The organism is Pseudomonas sp. Leaf15 (assembly GCF_001421425.1).
GTDB classification, from domain to species: Bacteria; Pseudomonadota; Gammaproteobacteria; order Pseudomonadales; family Pseudomonadaceae; genus Aquipseudomonas; species Aquipseudomonas salomonii.
In genome coordinates, this window is the sequence record NZ_LMKI01000007.1 from 1 (window position 1) to 19574 (window position 19574).

At 59.0% G+C, this 19574-nt stretch carries 20 protein-coding genes; 13 read left to right on the forward strand and 7 right to left on the reverse strand.

Annotated elements, in window-relative coordinates:
- The first annotated feature begins 542 nt into the window (after positions 1-542).
- Positions 543-872, forward strand: a complete 330-nt coding sequence (locus ASE80_RS07125; protein WP_017134664.1) for a hypothetical protein — start codon at positions 543-545, stop codon at positions 870-872.
- On the opposite strand, the gene ASE80_RS29930 is transcribed toward ASE80_RS07125, so the two are convergent.
- Positions 822-1481, reverse strand: a complete 660-nt coding sequence (locus ASE80_RS29930) for a LysE/ArgO family amino acid transporter (RefSeq protein WP_082463576.1) — start codon at positions 1479-1481, stop codon at positions 822-824. The genes ASE80_RS07125 and ASE80_RS29930 overlap by 51 nt on opposite strands.
- Before the next feature lie 24 nt (positions 1482-1505).
- Positions 1506-2312 (reverse strand): 2OG-Fe(II) oxygenase family protein, encoded by an 807-nt coding sequence (locus ASE80_RS07130; RefSeq protein WP_056858291.1) that lies wholly within the window; start codon positions 2310-2312, stop codon positions 1506-1508.
- Positions 2313-2481: 169 nt separating this feature from the next.
- Between ASE80_RS07130 and ASE80_RS07135 the strand changes: the two genes are divergently transcribed.
- Positions 2482-3234, forward strand: coding sequence for an NBR1-Ig-like domain-containing protein (locus ASE80_RS07135; RefSeq protein ID WP_256598354.1), 753 nt, complete (start codon positions 2482-2484; stop codon positions 3232-3234).
- 6 nt (positions 3235-3240) lie between these two features.
- On the opposite strand, the gene ASE80_RS07140 is transcribed toward ASE80_RS07135, so the two are convergent.
- Positions 3241-3876 (reverse strand): LysE family translocator, encoded by a 636-nt coding sequence (locus ASE80_RS07140; protein WP_056858292.1) that lies wholly within the window; start codon positions 3874-3876, stop codon positions 3241-3243.
- A gap of 298 nt (positions 3877-4174) precedes the next feature.
- Positions 4175-4483 (reverse strand): DUF3077 domain-containing protein, encoded by a 309-nt coding sequence (locus ASE80_RS07145; RefSeq protein ID WP_056858293.1) that lies wholly within the window; start codon positions 4481-4483, stop codon positions 4175-4177.
- A gap of 568 nt (positions 4484-5051) precedes the next feature.
- On the opposite strand from ASE80_RS07145, the gene ASE80_RS07150 reads away from it, so the two are divergent.
- From ASE80_RS07150 to ASE80_RS07160, 3 genes are read left to right on the forward strand one after another with little or no spacing between them, the layout of a single operon-like run.
- Positions 5052-6215 (forward strand): S-type pyocin domain-containing protein, encoded by a 1164-nt coding sequence (locus ASE80_RS07150; RefSeq protein ID WP_056858294.1) that lies wholly within the window; start codon positions 5052-5054, stop codon positions 6213-6215.
- Positions 6216-6230: 15 nt separating this feature from the next.
- Positions 6231-6518: a colicin E3-like toxin immunity protein gene (locus ASE80_RS07155; protein WP_056858295.1), complete on the forward strand. Its 288-nt coding sequence runs from the start codon at positions 6231-6233 to the stop codon at positions 6516-6518.
- A 4-nt stretch (positions 6519-6522) separates the two neighbouring features.
- A complete protein-coding gene (locus ASE80_RS07160; RefSeq protein WP_056858296.1) occupies positions 6523-6993 on the forward strand; it encodes a hypothetical protein in 471 nt (156 codons plus the stop codon).
- Here ASE80_RS07160 and ASE80_RS07165 read toward each other — a convergent pair.
- Positions 6950-8332, reverse strand: a complete 1383-nt coding sequence (locus ASE80_RS07165; RefSeq protein ID WP_056858297.1) for an ATP-binding protein — start codon at positions 8330-8332, stop codon at positions 6950-6952. The two genes, ASE80_RS07160 and ASE80_RS07165, sit on opposite strands and share 44 nt — an antisense overlap.
- A complete protein-coding gene (locus ASE80_RS07170) occupies positions 8329-8991 on the reverse strand; it encodes a response regulator (protein WP_056858298.1) in 663 nt (220 codons plus the stop codon). The genes ASE80_RS07165 and ASE80_RS07170 overlap by 4 nt, the downstream gene beginning before the upstream one ends.
- Positions 8992-9210: 219 nt before the next feature.
- On the opposite strand from ASE80_RS07170, the gene ASE80_RS07175 reads away from it, so the two are divergent.
- From ASE80_RS07175 to ASE80_RS07185, 3 genes are all read left to right on the forward strand, one after another.
- Positions 9211-10479 (forward strand): sialidase family protein, encoded by a 1269-nt coding sequence (locus ASE80_RS07175; RefSeq protein ID WP_056858299.1) that lies wholly within the window; start codon positions 9211-9213, stop codon positions 10477-10479.
- Positions 10479-11090, forward strand: coding sequence for a hypothetical protein (locus ASE80_RS07180; RefSeq protein WP_056858300.1), 612 nt, complete (start codon positions 10479-10481; stop codon positions 11088-11090). The genes ASE80_RS07175 and ASE80_RS07180 overlap by 1 nt, the downstream gene beginning before the upstream one ends.
- A 72-nt stretch (positions 11091-11162) precedes the next feature.
- Positions 11163-13184, forward strand: a complete 2022-nt coding sequence (locus tag ASE80_RS07185; protein ID WP_056858380.1) for an LTA synthase family protein — start codon at positions 11163-11165, stop codon at positions 13182-13184.
- Here ASE80_RS07185 and ASE80_RS07190 read toward each other — a convergent pair whose 3' ends face one another.
- Positions 13185-13559: a c-type cytochrome gene (locus ASE80_RS07190; protein WP_056858301.1), complete on the reverse strand. Its 375-nt coding sequence runs from the start codon at positions 13557-13559 to the stop codon at positions 13185-13187.
- 181 nt (positions 13560-13740) lie between these two features.
- Here ASE80_RS07190 and ASE80_RS07195 point away from each other — a divergent pair, with 181 nt between their 5' ends.
- From ASE80_RS07195 to ASE80_RS07215, 5 genes are all read left to right on the forward strand, one after another.
- Positions 13741-14121, forward strand: a complete 381-nt coding sequence (locus ASE80_RS07195; RefSeq protein WP_056858302.1) for a response regulator — start codon at positions 13741-13743, stop codon at positions 14119-14121.
- Positions 14122-14315: 194 nt separating this feature from the next.
- On the forward strand, positions 14316-14930 hold the full coding sequence (locus ASE80_RS07200) for a biliverdin-producing heme oxygenase (RefSeq protein ID WP_056858303.1): 615 nt from the start codon (positions 14316-14318) through the stop codon (positions 14928-14930).
- Positions 14927-17155, forward strand: coding sequence for an ATP-binding protein (locus ASE80_RS07205; protein WP_056858304.1), 2229 nt, complete (start codon positions 14927-14929; stop codon positions 17153-17155). Before ASE80_RS07200 ends, ASE80_RS07205 begins: the two co-directional genes overlap by 4 nt.
- 141 nt (positions 17156-17296) lie before the next feature.
- On the forward strand, positions 17297-17482 hold the full coding sequence (locus tag ASE80_RS07210) for a hypothetical protein (protein WP_056858305.1): 186 nt from the start codon (positions 17297-17299) through the stop codon (positions 17480-17482).
- Positions 17483-17591: 109 nt separating this feature from the next.
- A complete protein-coding gene (locus tag ASE80_RS07215; RefSeq protein WP_056858306.1) occupies positions 17592-19490 on the forward strand; it encodes an alkaline phosphatase D family protein in 1899 nt (632 codons plus the stop codon).
- The last annotated feature ends 84 nt before the right edge of the window (positions 19491-19574 follow it).

The window sequence follows — 19574 nt, forward strand, 5'->3', positions numbered from 1 at the left end:
GTCTGACTCCACAAGCACCCACACGAATTGCTTGATTCAGTTGTTAAAGAGCGGTTGGTTAAGATCTTTCGTCTCAACCGAGGCGCGCATTCTACAGCGACCTCATTTGCTGTCAAGCGATTTCTTTATAAAAATCAACTACTTGAACCAGAACCGGCTTCAAGCTGCTCGTCAGCGGGAGGCGAATAGTACAGCATTCAAATATGTGGTCAACCCCCTTCCTGACATTCTTTTCGATTAGTTCACAGCGCCAGGGTTGCAGCTATATAGAGTGCTCGATCGCCTGACAGCGCGGCTAATGCCAAACGCGCGACCTTGCCCAGGCGTCACGGTTTGCCATCGCCGGCGAGGAAAAGCCGGCGAATCAGCAGACCTGACATTTGCATAAACGCGCAATGTCTCTTCAGCCCCTGACTATCAAACCGGCTCTCACCCGCTTTTACACAGGTTCGAAAGAAAGCCCTTGAAATTCAAGGCCTTTTTTTTCGCCTGCAGAAAAGTGAGTATAGGCAGGCGAACGCATACAACGAGGAAACGGAACCATGGAATTGACGCTGGAAGCTGTTGCGCTTTTTGCTCTCAAGCTGGTGCATGAGACGGACGGTGCGAGCCCGTTGCTGCGCGATGACCTGGTGATGGATGGGTATGAGCGCGAAGTGTTTGGGTTGTTGGTGCGCCAGGGGGATTTGGCGACGATTCAACGCAAGCTAAATGAGTGCATTGCCCAGGCCTTGAATGCGCTAGGCGGCGCCGACACGGTGCTGGGCCGTGAACTGCTCAAACTGTTTACAGATGTGCAACAGGCCAGCAGCCTTGATGAGCTAAGTACCCCGCTGATTACCCTCAAAGACTATCTGAAAGATATCCAGTGAGTCGGTGATCAACATACCGGCCAGGTACACCATCAATACGGCTACGCCAGCGTCCAGGCATCGCCAGACCACGGGCGTGCGAAACAGCCACGCCAGCTGCTGACATCCCAGCGCCAACAGCACAAACCAGATTAATGACGCCGTCATGGCACCTGTCGCGAACAGTGCTTGTTGGCCTGCGGGCTTGGCTGCGCCGATAGAGCCGATCAGCACCACTGTGTCGAGCCAGGCGTAGGGATTGGCAAAACCAAGGACTATCGCCGTGCGTAAAAGTCCGCGTTGCGAATTGCCACCTTGCGTGTCCGGCATGGATTGATTGCGGATGCACGCTCGTAAGCGCTGGGTACCGAACCACAGCAGATAAGCCGCGCCTGATAGCAGTAGAAACGCCATCATCTCTGGGCGACGTCCCAACAACGAACCTAATCCTGAAATGCCAAAAGCAATGAGAAGGATGTCGGCGAACACGCAGATGGCAACCACTCCCCAGAGAGGGCCACGGCTGACACCTTGGCGTATGACCAAAGTGTCCTTGGGGCCAGGAGCGGCGAACAATCCGATGCCCAAAAGCAAGCCTTCGACGTAAAGGGCACTAACATTAGTAAACATGGAGTGTTCGTGTCCGCAAGGATACTAACTGGGTTGAATAGGCTGATTACCGAAGCTGGTATGACGAGCATTCACAGCACCGGTAAGATCGATTGCTTGCCTGCGAAAAAAACTCGTCAACAACTGCTCCGGGCTCGGATTAGCAAAGTAAATCAAAGAGCTTCTAGCAACAGGTTTATGCGGCGCAATAACAGCATGGTAGGCCGCGGGAATTGCATGATCGGAAAGTTCTGTGAGCAAGGAACCCGCCAACACTGCAATCTCACCTTCCAGAAGGCGAACAGGCTCTAATGAACGCCCCCTCACCAAAACCAGCCCCTCGCGGGTAGGTTTGATAAACGACAACATATGACCATCTTCATGAGGGTCCTGAGCGAATCGACGCACGCAATTTGTTGCCTGCGCACCATAGACACAGAGCTGCAGGTAGGACGCAGAGCGAAAGGACGTCAATGGCGCGACTCCAAACTCTCGACAAATGCCATCCATTAACTCCTGAGCCACCTCACTGATCTGTCTCTCAAAACTATCCACTGCCATGTAGAAAGGGCTTCGAGTGAACTCGAAAGCCTTTCGTTTCGGCGCGTGCGCGGGCCAGTAGCAAAACCGCTCACATAGATCAGGGTGATCTTCGTTACACGAATACTCGGCGCCAAAAGGGAAAAAGCCGTCCGTTTCATAGGCAAAGGAAAATGACTCTTTGGTGGCTTGAGAAATTGCCGCGTACCCCTCAACGATTTTTCTGTAGTCCTGCAGCATCGCATCAGATATTTGTAGGGTGCCAAAGCCTGATCGAGCAATGGATTCACAGCACGCTTTTATTTGAGTCATAGCTATATCCAAAGATTGATGTAAAGGAATGCAACACACACAAGGTTCGCAAGCATGTGAGAAACCGCGACACTGGATACAGCCAACCCAAAAGGGACCTTTCCATGTCCGTCACAACGTCGCCAGCAGAAGTGTGAGTGTGCATTGCCGAATACACTTGACGACGAGCATGTTGTCCTTTTTGGCGAACAACGTGACGACACATCAAGGACAGGGATTAACAATTAAATTGAGCATCAAGACTCGCGACACCCTCCGCGCTCTAGTCGTAAGACGCAGCAGAGAGCTGGGCAAACCCATGACCACATTGGCCAAGGAAGCAGGCATCTCCAGAACTTACCTCTACGGGTTGGCGGGCGGCGCTTCACAAGATCCCTCGGTACGGACGCTAATCAAGCTGGCCAAAGCGCTACAGGTTTCACCGCTGCTGTTGTTCCGCTATTTCGCTGACCTGGCGGGCGCGCCGACGGACGCCAACTCAATGGCCATCACCAACCGAGCAACCGGCCTGCGTGACACAAGTGACATCGCCGTCTTCAACGCAGACGTGACCACCCCCGACCAAACCGTTGTGCTGCCCGGTGAAATCTTTCAAAAAACCTGGGAGCTTCAAAACCTCGGCACCCGCCCCTGGCGCGGTCGAAAGTTGGTGCGCGTGGACGGCGAATACATCATCGCCCGACGCACCGCCACGGGCGCGCCGTTGGAAGTGGTGATGGACACACACCTACGCAGCCTGAGCAGCGAAATCCCCATTGCAGAAACACTGCCCGGCCAGCCGGTGCGTATCACGGTGGAATTCGCCGCGCCCAAGGAGACGTGTACAGTCACTTCCATATGGCGGATCGAGGACGAACACGGCCAGCCCTGTTACGGCCCCGCGTTCATCCTGCATGTAATCGTCAACGTCATGGCGCGCTGAATGACCTCACCGACGCCCTTCAACCGCCATCCGCACAGCCAAGCCCATCAGCACCGAGCCCATCACCCAACGCTGCACCACCTGCCAGCTCGGCCGGGTGACGAAGAACACCGCGATGGAGCCCGCCATCATTGCAATCACCGCATTGACGCTCACGCTGATGGCAATCTGTGTAAAGCCCAGGATCAGTGATTGCATCAGCACACTGCCATGCCCATTCGGGTCAATAAACTGCGGCAACAACGACAAATACATCACCGCCACTTTGGGGTTCAGCAGGTTGGTCACCAAGCCCATCATGAACAACTTGCGTGGGCTGTCCTGGGGCAAGTCCCGGACTTGAAACGGCGACCGGCCACCCGGCTTCACCGCCTGCCAGGCCAGGTACACCAGGTACAACGCGCCACCGAGCCGCAGCGCGTCGTAGGCAAAAGGCACCGCCATCACCAATGCGGTAATCCCCAGCGCTGCGCAGAACATATAAACGAGGAAACCCAAGGCAACGCCGCCGAGGGAAATCAACCCGGCTGTGCGCCCCTGGCAGATCGAGCGGGAAATGAGGTAAATCATGTTCGGCCCGGGCGTCAGCACCATGCCGAGGGAGATCAGGCCATAAGCAAGCCAGCTGGACAGTTCGGGCATGGTGTCGCTCCTGCATTATTGTGCTGGGTGCCATGGTAGGGCGTTGAAAAGCAGGGCGTTAGATACAGATCCGCGAGCAAAACGTCATACACCGCTCACGGTAAGGCACATGATCGACTTCGCCTCGCTGCCGTACACAAACATCGCGCACGCTTGATCTGGATTCTGCAGGCAAAAAAGACCCTGGCGTCCCAAGGTCTTTTTTACTGCTAACGCTGCTTCAACAGATGTACACCGACCGATGTGGGAGCTGGCTTGCCTGCGATGACGCCAGCCGCCACACCCTCAAACCACCCGCTTACACCGAAACAGCGTCCCCCTCCTCCATCACCCCATTGGGCAACATCCCATTCGCCAAATCATCCACCACCGCCTTCGCCATCTCCCCCAAATAATGCGCCGCCCAGGCATAACGGTCCGCGTCTTTGTCCATGGCAGCATCCAACGCGAGCATTTTGGAGCAGTGCAGCAACTCGGAAGCATGCTCCAGGGCATCGCGAATGGGCACGCCGGCATTGACGCGGAATAGACGGTGCAGGTTGGGCTGTTTGCCGCAGGTGGAGAAGGTGATGATGCCGAGGGTTTTGTTGAGAGGTGGGTTGATCATTGGGCACCTCCGGGTTGGGCGGTGGTGTGGATTGCAGTATTACAAGGATATGGCCTGTCAGAAATGCTCATGGATTTAGCTCCTAATGTCGAGAAGCTGCCACATTCGTTATCAGGCGAAAGGGTGGCAGCTGTGCGCAGGCTGATAAACCGGGACAATAGGAACCCGGCAGGCCCGAAGGCCTCCCGCGCACAGCCGCCATAACACGGATGTGCGGACGCAAAAAAAGCGCCGGCATGGTGCTGGAGACGCTTGAGCGCCTATTGTTCCACGGGTTATCAGGCCCGGTCACTGAATTTGCAGTGACCGTGCGGAAAGTAGCGCAGAAAGCGGCACGGCTAATAGGCGTTATCTGTGGCGAAAAATTTCGAGGGCGTTCGAGATCAGGTGATGTCGAAGGAAGACAACAAAACGACACTCTCCTCCTCTCCCAAATCGCAATAATCAAAACTGGCGATAACTAATCAGACGCCAGTCTCCTTTTCCCACACCAACCATCGAACGACGCCGACATAAGCCTTCGCTCCCACCTCATAGGCTCACTCCCACACAAGGAAGTGAGCCAGTCATGTCAGAACGCTCGTACCCCATCACCGAAGAAGAACAACTCAAACGGCGGATCCTGACACCGCAGCCGAAGCGCGTGCCTTATTCACCGCCGTTTGATTTATTTGAGCCGCCTCCCACCCCAGCGCCAATACCCGCCAAACCGCCCGGCTGCGTTTTTACCAAACCCTGCCAACTGCCCAACGGCATCATTCGCTACAACGACCCCACCGGTTACGTACCGCTGGAGTTGATCAAGGACTACGGCCATTTCAGCCTGTTGGGTGGCCGCGAGGTAGACAGCCGTGGCGCCGTGGCCTTGCGCAAGATCAGCGGCAGTGCCCTGCCCGTCGGCTTGGGGCAGTTGGCGTTACGTTCGGCGGCAATGGAGTCGGCAGCGACTGCGGTTGGCACTGTCGCCGGTGGGCTGCTGACTGGGTTGGTCGCGTTGTTGTGGCCATCGACGCTGGGCGATAGCGCGCTCTACAGCGAGGAGCAATTACGCTCGCTGCAACGGGCACGGTCGCAGATGCGTTTGCATGTCGAGCAGCGTGAGGATGGCACTCTAAAGGGTTATGGGTTTTACACGGGCAACAACCCCGACTGGCAGATGATCGATGTGGTGCAGTTCCAAAGCCGTGGCGATCAGTTTGTGGCGGATTTGGGTGAGGGCGTGGAGCTGATCTGGACGCCTGCGGTTGATCCGGGCGACACGCTGGGGATCCCGGCGTTGGAGGCTGCGCCGCAAGCGCCGGTGATCTGGATTTATCCGCCGACGGAGAAGGCGGCGCAGATTCTGGTGAACCCGATTTATCCACCGGAGTACCGGGATTTTATTCTGGTGTTCCCGGTGGAGTCGGGGGTTCGGCCGCTGTATGTGGTGGTTAATGAGCCACGCAAAGGCCTGAGAAATCCGGACCATGATTACTTTCCAGCACCAAAAACCGAAGATATAACTGGCTTCCCAGGGTTGATCCCCCAAAGGCCGGTGACATCACGACTAGGCGGGGCTGGCTTACGTGAGCGGTGGATCGATGCAAAAAGGAGGAAGGTACTTGAATGGGACGCCAAGAAAGGTGAGCTGGAAGTCTATCGAAAGAGTGATTTGGAACACCTCGGCGCATTTGATCCTTATACCGCCGAACGTCGCGGGCCGGCGGACCCAAAACGTCGAATCTACAGATAAAGAGGAGTGCCAAAAATGGTTATGAAAATCAGATTGCGCTGGTACGAAAAACACAGCGACGACTTGAAAGCGGACGAGTACTCAGCGGAGATCGTCGACGCAGACCGTTCTTTTGAAGCACTCGGTTTGAGCGAGGAAAGCGCAATATATGCAGACGTTTACAACGTTCTCCCAAGCTGGATAACTATTCTCCAACCCCTCTTCCAACATGTGATAGAGCCCAACCGATTCGACTATCAAATTTCATTCCAATACCAAGGCGCCTGGCCGCCATCTACAAAGCATCTCCAGAAGGAATTCTGAGGTAATGAAAAAGCCCCTCCTCTACCGCTCAGTCAACACCCGGACCCATGGTGTGCACCACGGCAGCTGTTTCGCTTATCGCTATGAACGGCATACCAAAAGCGCAAAGCGCTCACTGTCCACACGCGCTTCAATGCATAGCCATCAACGACACGGCTTCGATTACACACCACTATTTCGGTTTCTCTTATCCAAAGTCGGTCAGCCATGGGACAAAGTATTCAGCCAAGCCAACGCTCGCCTGGATCGCCCGGAGCCCGTGTTCTGGATGGTTGCGCTGCATGAAAATGACAAAGACGAATACGTGCGAATAGGTGAGTCCAGCTATTACAGCGGCTTGTGGGTCGACGAGGCAGGCCTGCTGCAAAAGGTTAACCCCCAATTGACGCCCGAACAGATGAAGCCCGGTTGTGATTGCTGCACCCACACGTTCAACGGTGTGGTATTTCCGCAGGCGCTTCCATGCAAGCCGTGAAGTTCAGTTGCGCGCACAATCCGCCCTGCTCCAAATTGCGCAGGCTCAACGTACTGCCAATCTTCCCCACAATCATCTCCACAATCGCCAACCCCAACCCCGCGCCATTGGCGTTATCCCGGCTGTAAAACCGCTCAAACAAGCGCCCCGTCTCCGCCTCATCAATCCCCGGCCCTTGGTCTTCCACGCTCAAACCCTGCGCGCCGATCACCACCCGCACCTCGCCACCCACCGGCGAAAAGTTAAGTGCATTGGTGACCAGATTTTGCAGTGCAATCGCCAACGCCACCGGCTCGGTCTGCACCCAGCATTCCTCATCGCCTTCCAGCACCAACTCCACGCCTTTCTCCATGGCCAGCGGCGTAAGTTCAGCGAGTTCTTCGCGCACCAGTTCCGTCAGTTGCACGGGCTTGCGCACGGGGTTGCTCAGTTGTGGCTCGATGCGCGCCATGGTCAGCAGTTGGCTGCCAATACGCGTGGCGCGGTCTACGCCGTTGACCAAAAAGTCCAGGGCCTCGCGCCGTTGTTCTTCAGTCGCAGCGTTTTGCGCGTTTTGTGCGTGAATGCGCAGGATCGCCAACGGCGTGCGCAGTTCATGGGCGGCGTCGGCGATGAAGCGGCGTTCGCGCTCCAGCAGGTCGTCCATCTGCACCAGCAGCCGGTTGAGCGCGGTTTGCATCGGCTCCAGTTCGCTCGGCAGTGGGTTCACGTGCAACGGTTGCAGGGCGTTGGTGTTACGCCCACGCAGCTTGCGGGCCATGGTGCGCAAGGGCGTCAGCCCCCAGCCGATGGCCAGCCAGATCAGCAAGGTCAGCAGCGGCACGCCAATCATGCTGGGCCAGAGCGTGTGGCGCACGATGCGCTCGATCACGCTCTGGCGAATGTCGTCACGCTCGCCCACCCAAATCAGCAGGCCTTGTTGCGCGTCGGCGAGGAGGAAGGCGCACCAGTCGTTGCCGCTGTCCATCAGGTCATGGGCGCCGAGTGTGGTGGGCGGTGCGGTGAGGATCGGTGCTTCGGCGGACCGCATGAGCAGTTGCCCGTCGCTGCGCCAGACCTGGAAGGTCAGCCGGGTCTCGTAAGGATGAGCCACGCCCTCCTCGCCCACGCGGCTCATGGCCTGGTCGAACGCCTCATACAGGCGGCCCCAGTCTGCGTCGCCAGGATCGCGCTGGCGCAGTACGCCTTGCAGCAGGCGGGCACTTTGGGCGAGTTGGGCGTCGTAGACTTCTTCGATTTCATGGTGGCTGTCGCGCAGCACCAGCCAGCTGATCAGGGCGTCGCCGAGCAGGATCAATACCAGCACCGGAATAAGGATACGTGCGCGGACCGAATTCATGGTTTGAGCGCCAGCACATAGCCGACGCCGCGCACGGTGCGGATCAGCTCTGTGGATAACTTCTTGCGCAGGTTATGGATCAACACTTCCAACGTGTTGCTCTCAACCCGGTCCTGCCAACCATACAAAGCACGGGACAGCCGCTCGCGGGTCACCACTTTGCCGGGGCGCACCATCAGCTGGTGCAGCAGTTGGTACTCCATCGGGGTGACGATGATTTCATCGCCCTGATAGCGCACTTGCTGGGTGGCCGGGTCGAGGCTGATGCCGGCGTGTTCGAGCATCGGTTGGGCGCGGCCCTGACTGCGGCGCAACAGGGCGCGCACGCGGGCTTTGAGTTCTTCGACGTCGAAGGGTTTGATCAGGTAGTCGTCGGCGCCGGCATCCAGGCCGGCAATGCGTTCGGCGGTGCCATCGCGGGCGGTGAGGACCAGCACCGGCAAGTCGTGTTGCCCGGCGCGCAGTTGCTGCAACAGATCGAGCCCATCGAGGCGCGGCAGGCCGAGGTCGAGCAGCAGCAGGTCGAAGCTTTCGGTACGCAGGGCGTGCAAGGCGCTGAGGCCATCTTGCAGCCAATCCAGGGTGTAGCCTTCGGCGCCCAACGCCACGCGAATGCCTTGGCCGAGGGCGCGGTCATCTTCGACGAGGAGCAAGCGCATAGCGAAATCTCTGTAGGAAACGGCGGAATCATGCCGGGTTCCGGTACGGGCTATCCGGGGAAAGATGTTACGGCGCGTTGCCAACTAAGGTTGCACTAAGGTTGGTTTTGCACTGTGCCGGCAGGTACGGGACCACCTGTCGTTAAGCATGCTCACCGGCCGCAGGAAGCGCCTGCCGGGTGAACGTGCGCTGTCATCCTTTCTTCTCACAGGTTTCCTATGCGCTGCGCTCTACTGATCTTCAGCCTGCTAGGCGTCTTTGTCGCCGCCTGGCTGAGCCATCCGCCCCACGTGTTGGCGCCGTTCGCCCAGGCGAACCCGAGCCCGGCGAAGGTGGCGGCAGCCCCGCAATACACCAGCCGTTTTGTGTCGTCACAGCTCACCGACTTTGTGCACTCCTCCTCCGTGACCGCCCTGCCCGGCGGCGACTTGATGGCCGTGTGGTTTGCCGGTTCGCGCGAAGGCGCCGCCGATGTGCAGGTGCGCACGGCACGGTTTGATGCACGCAGTGGCGAATGGGGCGGCGAGCAGGTGCTGGCCACGCGGGAAAGCACCCGCGACGGCACCCAGCGTTACATTCGCAAACTGGGCAACCCGGTCATTGCCCTGGGGCCGGATAAACGCCTGTGGATGTTTTACGTGTCGGTGTCAGTCGGCGGCTGGGCCACCAGTGCAATCAACGTGATGGTCTCCGATGACCTCGGCGCGAACTGGTCGGCGCCTCGGCAATTGGTGACCTCGCCGTTTTTCAATATCAGCACCTTGGTGCGCGCCGCACCGGTGTTCCATGCCGATGGCTCCATCGGGTTGCCGGTGTATCACGAGTTCATGGGCAAGTTTGCCGAGTACCTGTACTTGAGTGCCGACGGCGCGGTGATCGACAAATTCCGCATCAGCCGCGGCAAACATTCGCTGCAGCCAACCATCGTGGCGCAAGACGGCCAGCGGGCCGTGGCGATGCTGCGCTACGCCGGTGAAACCCATCACCGCGTGCTCGCCAGCCGCACCGAGGATGCCGGGCAAACCTGGAGCGAGCCGTTCCCGCTGGAACCGGCCAACCCCAATTCATCGCTGGCGGCCGTAGGGACTGAAGACGACGGTTTACTCGTCGCCCTCAACGACCTGCAAGACGGTCGCTTCAAGCTCAGCCTCTACGGCACCGACGCGCAAATGACGCAATGGCGCACGGTGGTGCAATTGGACCAGTCGCCGGACCCGCTCGGCCAACCGTTCTCTCCAGAGGCTTATAAAGAAATCATCGGCGAAGGCTTCCGTGCCTCCAGCGGCGCCAAGCGCCTGCCACTGGAACAGCGCTTTCTGAGCAACCTGGATTACCGCGTGTGCAAACCCCGTGGCTGTGATTTCGAATACGAATACCCGTACTTCAGCCGCAGCCCGGACGGCATGTACCACTTGGTGTACTCGTGGAATAACACCTTTATCAAACATGTCAGCTTCAACGAAGCCTGGCTGGCGGAGCGCTTGTGATGATGGCGTTGTGGCAAGCCCATTTGAGTTTTGTATTGCTGGGGTTTGTGCTGCTCAGCACCTTCCGGTTTACCGCGCCGTGGCGGCCATGGTTGTTGCCGGTGTTGGTGGCGTTGAGCTTTATCCCGGTGAATGAACTGCCGTTGGCGGCGTATGTGCGCAGTTTTACCGATGACCTGGCGATCAGCACCTTGGTGTTGTTGGCGTGGGTGGCGGTGTGCCGGTTGGGGCTGGTGCAGCCGCTTGGCCGGCCACATCAGGTGCAACTGCTGGTGCTGTTTGGCGGGCTGTGCCTGGTGCTGTACCCGGCGGCGATGGGGCTGACGTATTTCGATCCCTACCGTTGGGGGTTTAACCCTCGGCCGATGATTGTGTTGATAGGCGCATTGACGCTGTTGATGCTGGCGCTGCGCAACAGGCTGGCGGTGTGGATGCTGGCGGTGGGCACGCTGGCATTTGCGCTGCGGCTCAAGGCGTCGGAAAACTATTGGGATTACCTGGTCGACCCGCTGTTGATGGGTTACTGCCTGGTAGCTGGATTAATGCAACTCAAACTGTGGGAGCTGGCTTGCCTGCGAATGCGCCGCCTCAGGCAGCACATCGGGCACTGACACACCGCTATCGCAGGCAAGCCAGCTCCCACATTTGGCCTGCGTCGTTTTTCGAAATTGGGAAGGTTAATGATGACTGCGTTGCAATCACGCCGCCTGCGCTACGGCGTGGGCGCGATCGGGTTGGTGTTTGTGTTGCTGGCGGCGTTGCGGCTGGTGTTTCTAATCAGCTTCTCCGGCCTGGATTTAAACACCGAGGGCTTGCTGGAAACCTTCGGCATCGGCCTGCGTTTCGACCTGCGCCTGGCGGTGTTGCTTCTGCTGCCACTGGCCGCGCTCGCCTGGCTGCCGCGCTGGAATCTTATCACCCTGCCCGCCCTGCGCTGGCTGGCACGCGGCTATCTGCTGATTGCACTGGCCGCGGTGGGCCTGATCTACATCATCGACTTCGGCCACTACGCCTATCTAGGCGTGCGCATCAACGCGACGGTGCTGCGCTACCTGCAAGACGCGCAGATTTCTCAACAGATGGTGTGGGAAACCTACCCGGTGCTGTGGATAACTGCCTGTTGGTTGGCGGCGGTGGCCGTGTGGGTGTGGGCGCTGGTGTGCCTGGAGCGATTGACGCTGGATCGTGCGCCAAAAACCATCGGCAAACTTACAGTGGCGTCGGTGTCCGTGATCGGTGTGGTCATTGTGTTGCTGGCCCTGCTTGGCCGGGTGGCCAATCTCAACCTGGAAAACCCGGTGCCGCTGCGCTGGAGCGATGCGTTCTTCTCCGGCAACAGCCAGGTCGCCGCCGTCGGCCTGAACCCGGTGCTGTTTTTGTACGACACGCTCAAGGTTGGCCAGTCGCAATTCGATGAAACCCAGGTGCGCAGGCATTACCCGCAAGTGGCCGAGTACCTGGGCGTTGAGCGGCCTGACGCGCAACAGCTGAATTTCAGCCGTGAACAAGGTGTGCAGCCTTACAAACTGGCCGGCGAGCGCCCGCCCAACGTGGTCTTCGTTATGCTCGAGTCCTTGGGCACCAGTGCGGTCGGCGCCTATGGCAACCCGCTGAACCCCACGCCGAACCTGGACAAGCTGGCAACCCAAAGCTGGTTCTTCAAACACTTCTATGTGCCGGTCACCGGTACCGCGAAAACCGTGTGGGCGAGCATCACCGGCGTGCCCGACGTGACCCGCCAGGAGACCGCCACGCGCAACCCGCTGATCACGCGGCAACACACGTTGATCAACGCCTTCGAGGGTTACCAGAAGTTCTACATGATCGGCGGCAACGCCGGCTGGGCGAATATCAACGCACTGATCCGCCAGAGCATCGACGACGTGCAGCTGTTTGACGAAAGCCACTGGCGCTCGCCCCGGGTGGACGTGTGGGGCATCTCTGACCTGGACCTGTTCAAGGAAGGCGACCAACTGCTAAGCGCGGTGCCCAAGGGCCAGCCGTTCTTTGCCTACCTGCAAACCTCCGGCAACCATCGGCCCTTCACCATTCCCAAACAAAACGATGGTTTCCAACTTAACAACGTAACGCTGGAGCAAGCCCAGGCTGCCGGTTCGCGCAGCGTCGAGCAATACAACGCGGTGCGCCTGCTGGATTACAACATCGGCCGCCTGATGGACATCGCCAAGGCGGGTGGCTGGTACGACAACAGCATTTTTGTGTTCTTTGGCGACCACAACACGCGCATCAGCCAGATCCCGCACATGGCGCCTGCCTTCGAGCAACTGGGCCTGGAAAGCAACAACGTGCCACTGCTGATCCATGCGCCGGGGCTTGAGCCACGCGTTATTGAGGAGGCCGTGGGGTTGGCGGACTTGCTGCCGACCGTGGCCGGCATGGCGGGCGTGCCGTTCCGTAATGGTGCGATGGGCCGCGATATCCAGCAGCCGGCGCCGGAAGGCGAACGTGTGGTGCCACTGGTGTTGCACGAAGGCACCTTCCCGATTATCGGCGGCGTGACCCAGCACTTTCTGTTGCAGATGCAGCACGACGGCGGCTCACCGACCTTGCATGACCTGGCGTCGCAAACACCGCGCGACGATGTGGCCGAGCAGCATCCCGAAGAGTTTCAGCGCCTGCAGGGGCTGACCCGTGGGCTGCATGAAAGTGCGCGTTTGATGCTGTTCAGGAACGTGCGCGAATGATTACTTGGGCTGGAAGGTTTCCAGGTAGGCCAGGATGTTTTCGATCTTTTCCGGGTCGCTGATGCCCCAGAAGATCATGCGCGTACCGCTCACCACCTTCTTCGGCGCCTCGATATAGGCGGCGAGTTTGTCGCGGGTCCAGACCACGCCGGAGTTTTTCATCGCGTCGGAATATTGATAGTCGGTGGTGGTGCCGGCAGGCCGGCCGATGATGCCGTTCAGTTCAGGCCCGAAGCCGCCGCGAGCGCCTTCACCAATGCTGTGGCAGCCGCCGCAGGTCTTGCTGAACAGTTTGCCGCCGGCCTCGGCATCACCGGCCGCCAAGGCCGGGGCGGTGTTGAGGATCAAGGCGAGGGTCAGTAAGGCGTACTTCATGCAGGGCTCCACAGCGGGCAACGATGCGGTAATTATGCCTGTATCCGATTCGGCGTGCCGCTGTGGGTAACCCCGCGCGACCGCTCTAAAACGACCACCCATCGTTTAAAAAACATCCAATCGAACCTAATCAATCAGCGCCCACTCCACCCTACTGAACCCTGATGGAGGAGTAAGGATCATGGCTCAGCCATCGATTTTGGTATTGGAAGACGACGAAATCATTCGTGCGTTGATGGTGGATGTATTGGAGGACTTCGGCGCGCATGTGACGTCGTTTCCTTCGGCGGATGAAGGCATGATTTACCTGGAACGCGGCGATGACCCGGTAGACCTGATCGTCAGTGATATCCAGATGCCGGGGTTACTCAATGGCTATGACTTGAGCAAGGTGGTCGCGCATCGTTGGCCGTCGGTGCCGGTGGTGCTGACCTCGGGCAATACCAAACTGGCGGCGCAACTGGGTGGCTCGGTGCGGTTTTTACCCAAGCCCTGGAGTGCGCAACACCTGGTTGAGTGCGTGCAAACGGCACTGACCCAGCAAGGCGCCTCCATGCACTAATAGCGTCGCGACATCACTTAAGCCGAACTTGCTGCAATGCGCTGTGGTCATTTATTACGTAAGGAGCGACTTTTCTGATCCACCCGTCAGGCTTTTCGCCTTGTGCGTACGGTTGACGGCATTGACTTGTGTAGAATCGTCGCCCATTTCACGCGTCATTCATGGCCTTCAGGCCCACAGTTCGAGCTTATTGAATGCATTCACAGGCCCATGACGTCAGTGCGCCCTCATTGCTGGAAGCGTTGCGCACAGGCACGGGTTTGCTGCATGTGGCGCTGGAAAAGCGCTTGCCGTTTTTCTCCGATCAGTTGAATGCCGGCTGGTATCGGCGCTTGCTCCAGGCGTACTACGGGTTTTATGCGCCGATGGAAGCAGCGCTGTTCGACAGTGGCTTGATCCCCGACGGATATGACGCTGTACTGCGTGTGAAAACACCCACACTGCTGGGCGACTTGCGCGCCCTTGGCTTGAATGATTACGCCATCAACGCCCTGCCCCGTTGCACCCAACACCCGACCTTCGACACCCCAGAGGCCTGCCTCGGTGCCCTGTATGTACTGGAAGGCGCCACCCTGGGCGGCCAAGTGCTGCGCCGGGAAATGGCCCGACGCCTGGACATACACGCCGATAACGGCGGAGCGTTCCTTGATGTGTACGGCACCGAAACCGGTCGCCACTGGAAAAACTTTCTCGATTATTTGGGCCGCCTGCCGCTGGATGCTGACGCAAAACAGCGCGCGGTCGATGCCGCCTGTTCTACATTCAGTGGCTTTGAGCAATGGCTCGCCCGCCAGGAGGTACTGCTATGAAACCCGACGATTTTGAAGAGCTGCTTGCCAACTGTGCCGACGAACCGATTCGCTTCCCGGGCGCCATCCAGCCCCACGGCGTGCTGTTGACGTTGTCGGAGCCTGAGCTGCACATCACTCAGGTGAGCGCCAACGTGGGCAGCCTGTTCGGCCACGCGCCCGAGGCGCTGCTGGGCCAACCGCTGCACCAGTTAATTGGCGTTGAGCCTGCCCAAGCCGTGCAATCGATCGCCGAAAACAACGGGTTTCTCGATGCTCCGGCGCTGCATGTCACGCTCAATGGTGCGCAATTTGAAGGCTTGCTGCATCGCCATCAGAACGTGCTGGTGCTCGAATTCGAACCGCGCCTTGAAAACTTCAAACCCCGCGCCCTGAATGGCCGCACCAGTGACCTGGGCAAGATGCTGCAACGCTTGCAGTCGGCGAAAACCCTGCAGGCGCTGTACGAAATCAGCGTGACTGAAATCCAGGCCATGACCGGTTACGACCGGGTGCTGATCTATCGCTTCGAAGAAGAAGGCCACGGCCAAGTGATTGCCGAAGCGTCGGCGCCGTCCATGGAGCAGTTCAACGGGTTGTTCTTCCCCGCGTCCGACATTCCCGAACAGGCCCGCGAGCTGTACCGCACCAACTGGCTGCGCATCATCCCGAACGCTGCCTATAAGCCGGTGCCGTTGCTGCCCAAACTGCGGCCGGGCACTGACCAGCCGCTGGACCTGAGCTTCGCCACCCTGCGCAGTGTGTCGCCGATTCACTGCCAATACATGCAAAACATGGGCGTGCTGTCGTCCATGAGCATCTCGTTGATGGCCGGCGATAAGCTGTGGGGCCTGATCAGCTGCGGCAATCGCGAGCCCTTGCTGGTGCCCAACGACCTGCGTGTTGCCTGCCAGACCATCGGCCAGGTGTTGTCGCTGCAGATCAGCGCCATGGAAGCCCTGGACCTGATCCGCCAGCGCGAAGAGAAAGTCGAAGCCCTGGCATTGCTGGACCGCGCGATGAAAGCCTCGGAGCAAAACGTTTTCGATGGCCTGGCCCAGCAGCCGCAGGTACTGATGGACCTGACCCAGTCGGGCGGCGTGGCGATCATTGAAGACAAGCAATTGCACCGTTACGGTAATTGCCCCGAGCCTGCGCAGATTCGTGCGCTGCACAGGTGGCTGCAAGAAAGTGGCGAGCCGGTATTTTCCAGCCATAACCTGACATCGGTGTACCCGCCAGCTGCCGAATTCCAGCCAGTGGCCAGTGGCGTTCTGGCCATGAGCCTGCCCAAGCCTGTGGATAACGGCGTGTTGTGGTTCCGCCCAGAGGTCAAGGAGAACATCAACTGGAGCGGCGACCCGAACAAGCCGCTGAACCTGGAAAGCTCCGACGCCGGTTTGCGCCTGCGCCCACGCACCTCGTTTGAAATCTGGAAAGTCGAGATGGCCGGCATCTCCACCAAGTGGAGCCACGGCGACCGGTTTGCCGCCAACGACCTGCGCCGCTCCGCCCTGGAAAATGACCTGGCCCGCCAAGTCCTGCGCGAACAGCAAGCCGTGCGTGCCCGTGATGAACTGGTGGCGGTGGTGTCCCACGACCTGCGCAACCCGATGACGGTCATCTCGATGCTCTGCGGCATGATGCAAAAGGCCTTCAGCTCCGATGGCCCACATACCTCACGGCGAATTTCCTCGGCCATCGACACGATGCAACAGGCCGCCGGGCGCATGAATGTGCTGTTGGAAGACCTGCTCGACACCTCGAAAATCGAGGCCGGGCGTTATGTGGTCAAGCCCGTGTCGCTGGACGTCAGCCAGATGTTCGAAGAGGCCTATTCGCTGCTCGCGCCGTTAGCGATGGAAAAAGGCATCGACCTGTCGTTCAACGCCGAACCCGGCCTGCAGATCCATGCCGACCCGGAGCGCCTGTTCCAGGTGCTGTCGAACCTGATCGGCAATGCCATCAAGTTCACCCCGCGCCAGGGCAATATCGGCATCAGCGCCATGAGCAATGGTGAAGATATCGTGTTTTCGGTACGCGACTCCGGCGAAGGCATTGCGCCCGAACAATTGCCCCATGTGTTTGATCGCTACTGGACCAAGACCGAAAACAACCCCACCGGCAGTGGCTTGGGGCTGTATATCACCCAAGGTATCGTGCAAGCCCACGGCGGACGGATTGAGGCGCAGAGTGAGTTGGGGCGCGGCAGCGAGTTCAGGTTTACGGTACCCAAGCCTGTCTGAAACACATTCAGTCCTACAAATATCAAACATGCAGAAACCTATGGCCGGGAACGTAAACCCGGCCAATGCCACTGAAGGGGTGCGCAATCAAAGGGAGTATTGATGCGAGAACAATCCTCCACTTGAGCAAGAGGTTTTACCATGATTACCGGCAACATTTTCCCTGGCTATGCCATCGACCTGGTCACCCACCTGGCTAACCAGAACACCAAGCCCGCTGAAAAACCCAAAAGTCCCGACAATGTCCCAATGATGCAAAACCTACCGCCCAAGCCCAAGCCCTCTCGCTCGTCCCTGGTCTCCCTGGGACGTGGCTTCGAGCTCTGATGCATTAAGGGGCAATTGGCTGCCAGGTGTCCGCTGCAAGCGGTTAACAAAACACTGACATCCTCTGCGTTAACCTTTTCAGCCCTACCTTGTATGAGCTGCTTGCTTCATGCCGCAATCCGACACACTGCCCGCCGTCATTGCCGGCCCACTGCTTCGGCGCCTGGAACCCAAGCGCCTGGTGATCTGGCTGGTGGGCAGCCGTGCCCTGCGATTGGCCTTGAGGCTGCAAGCACCTCAAGGCCAAGCCCTGACGATCGATCTGGGCCCCCAGCAGTGCCAGGTCGTGCCCGTTGGCCGCCACGCCTTTATCCATCTGATCGACGTTTCCCTGAGCGACGCCCTGCCGCTGGATGTGGTCATCGACTATGACCTGCTGGTCGACGGCTGTGGTATTGCGCAATGGGCCCCGCACCTGCTGTATGCCGACGCCGCCTGCGCAAATTTCGTGGTGCACAGCCGCATCCACCAGTTGGTGCATGGCTCGTGCCGCAAACCCCATCACCACGCCGATGACGGTTTGCTGTGCGTAGACCGCCTGCTGGCCGATGCGCACTCACCGGCTGAACGCCCGGCGCTGTTGATGATGAGCGGCGACCAGGTCTACGCCGACGATGTGGCCGGCCCCATGCTGCGGGCGATTCATGCGCTGATCGCGCGTTTAGAATTGTTCGACGAATACCTGGAAGGCGCCGTGGTAGATGACAGCGCCAGCCTCTACGAGCATCGCGCCAGCTATTACCACCGCGCGGATCTGCTGCCCGCACTGGACAGCAACGAAACCCTGCGCGAACGGTTTTTCGGCGGTGTGAAAAAACCGATCTTTACCAGCAGCACCGCCGACAACCACCTGGTGACCTTTGCCGAAGTCGTGGCGATGTACCTGCTGGTGTGGTCACCCACGCCCTGGGCTCTGATCACGCCACAGCCGCCGTCATTGAGTGCGCCGGAACAACTGCGCTATGACCGTGAGCAGGTGCAGGTCGATCGGTTCCGTGACGGCCTGCCCGGTGTTGCGCGGGTTTTCGCGCACCTGTCGACGCTGATGATCTTTGACGATCACGACATCACCGACGACTGGAACCTCAGCGCCCAATGGGAAGCCACCGCCTACGGCCATCCATTCTCCCAACGCATCATCGGCAATGCCCTGCTCGCTTATATGCTGTGCCAGGGCTGGGGCAACCAGCCGGATGTGTTTGGCGAACTGCTGGAACACACCCAGGCGCTGGCCGCCAAGACTCAAAACAACCACCTGCACGCCGCTGCGCACGATGAGCTGCTGCAGCGCCTGCTGAAATTTCAGCACTGGCATTACGTGCTGCCCACCACGCCCGCACTGGTAGTGCTCGACACGCGCACCCGGCGTTGGCGCAGTGAGTTTGCGCTCAAGCAACCCTCCGGCCTGCTGGACTGGGAAGCCTTGAGCGAACTGCAACAGGCCCTGCTGGACCACCCGTCGGCCATCATCGTTTCGCCCGCGCCTATCTTTGGCGTCAAGCTGATCGAGACCGTGCAGAAGGTCTTCAGTTGGTGCGGCTACCCGCTGTTGGTAGACGCCGAAAACTGGATGGCCCATCGCGGCGCCGCCCAGGTGATCCTGAATATCTTCCGCCACTCGCGCACGCCGGGTAACTACGTGATCCTGTCGGGCGATGTGCATTACTCGTTCGTCTATGAAGTGCTGATCCGCCACCGCAGCGCCGGCCCAAAAATCTGGCAGATCACCAGCAGCGGCATCAAGAACCAGTTCCCGGCGCGCTTGCTGGAGTGGTTCGACCGCCTCAACCGCTGGCTCTACTCTCCGCGCTCGCCCCTCAACGGTTTCACGCGCCGGCGCACCATGCAGGTGGTGCCGCATATCCCGGAGCATGCCGAGGCGGGTGAACGGCTGTGGAATTCGGCGGGCATCGGCCAAGTGTTTTTCAATGAGCAGGGCCAGCCGGAGGGGATTTACCAGCACAACGCGGATGGTAAGCCGCGAACTCGGATGGTGGCGCCGGAGTGAGTTTTCTTACGCACGGCAAATCAATCTCGCACTACCTTTCAGAAAACTCACAACTCTTTATTTTTACTGATTTTTTTTGAAACG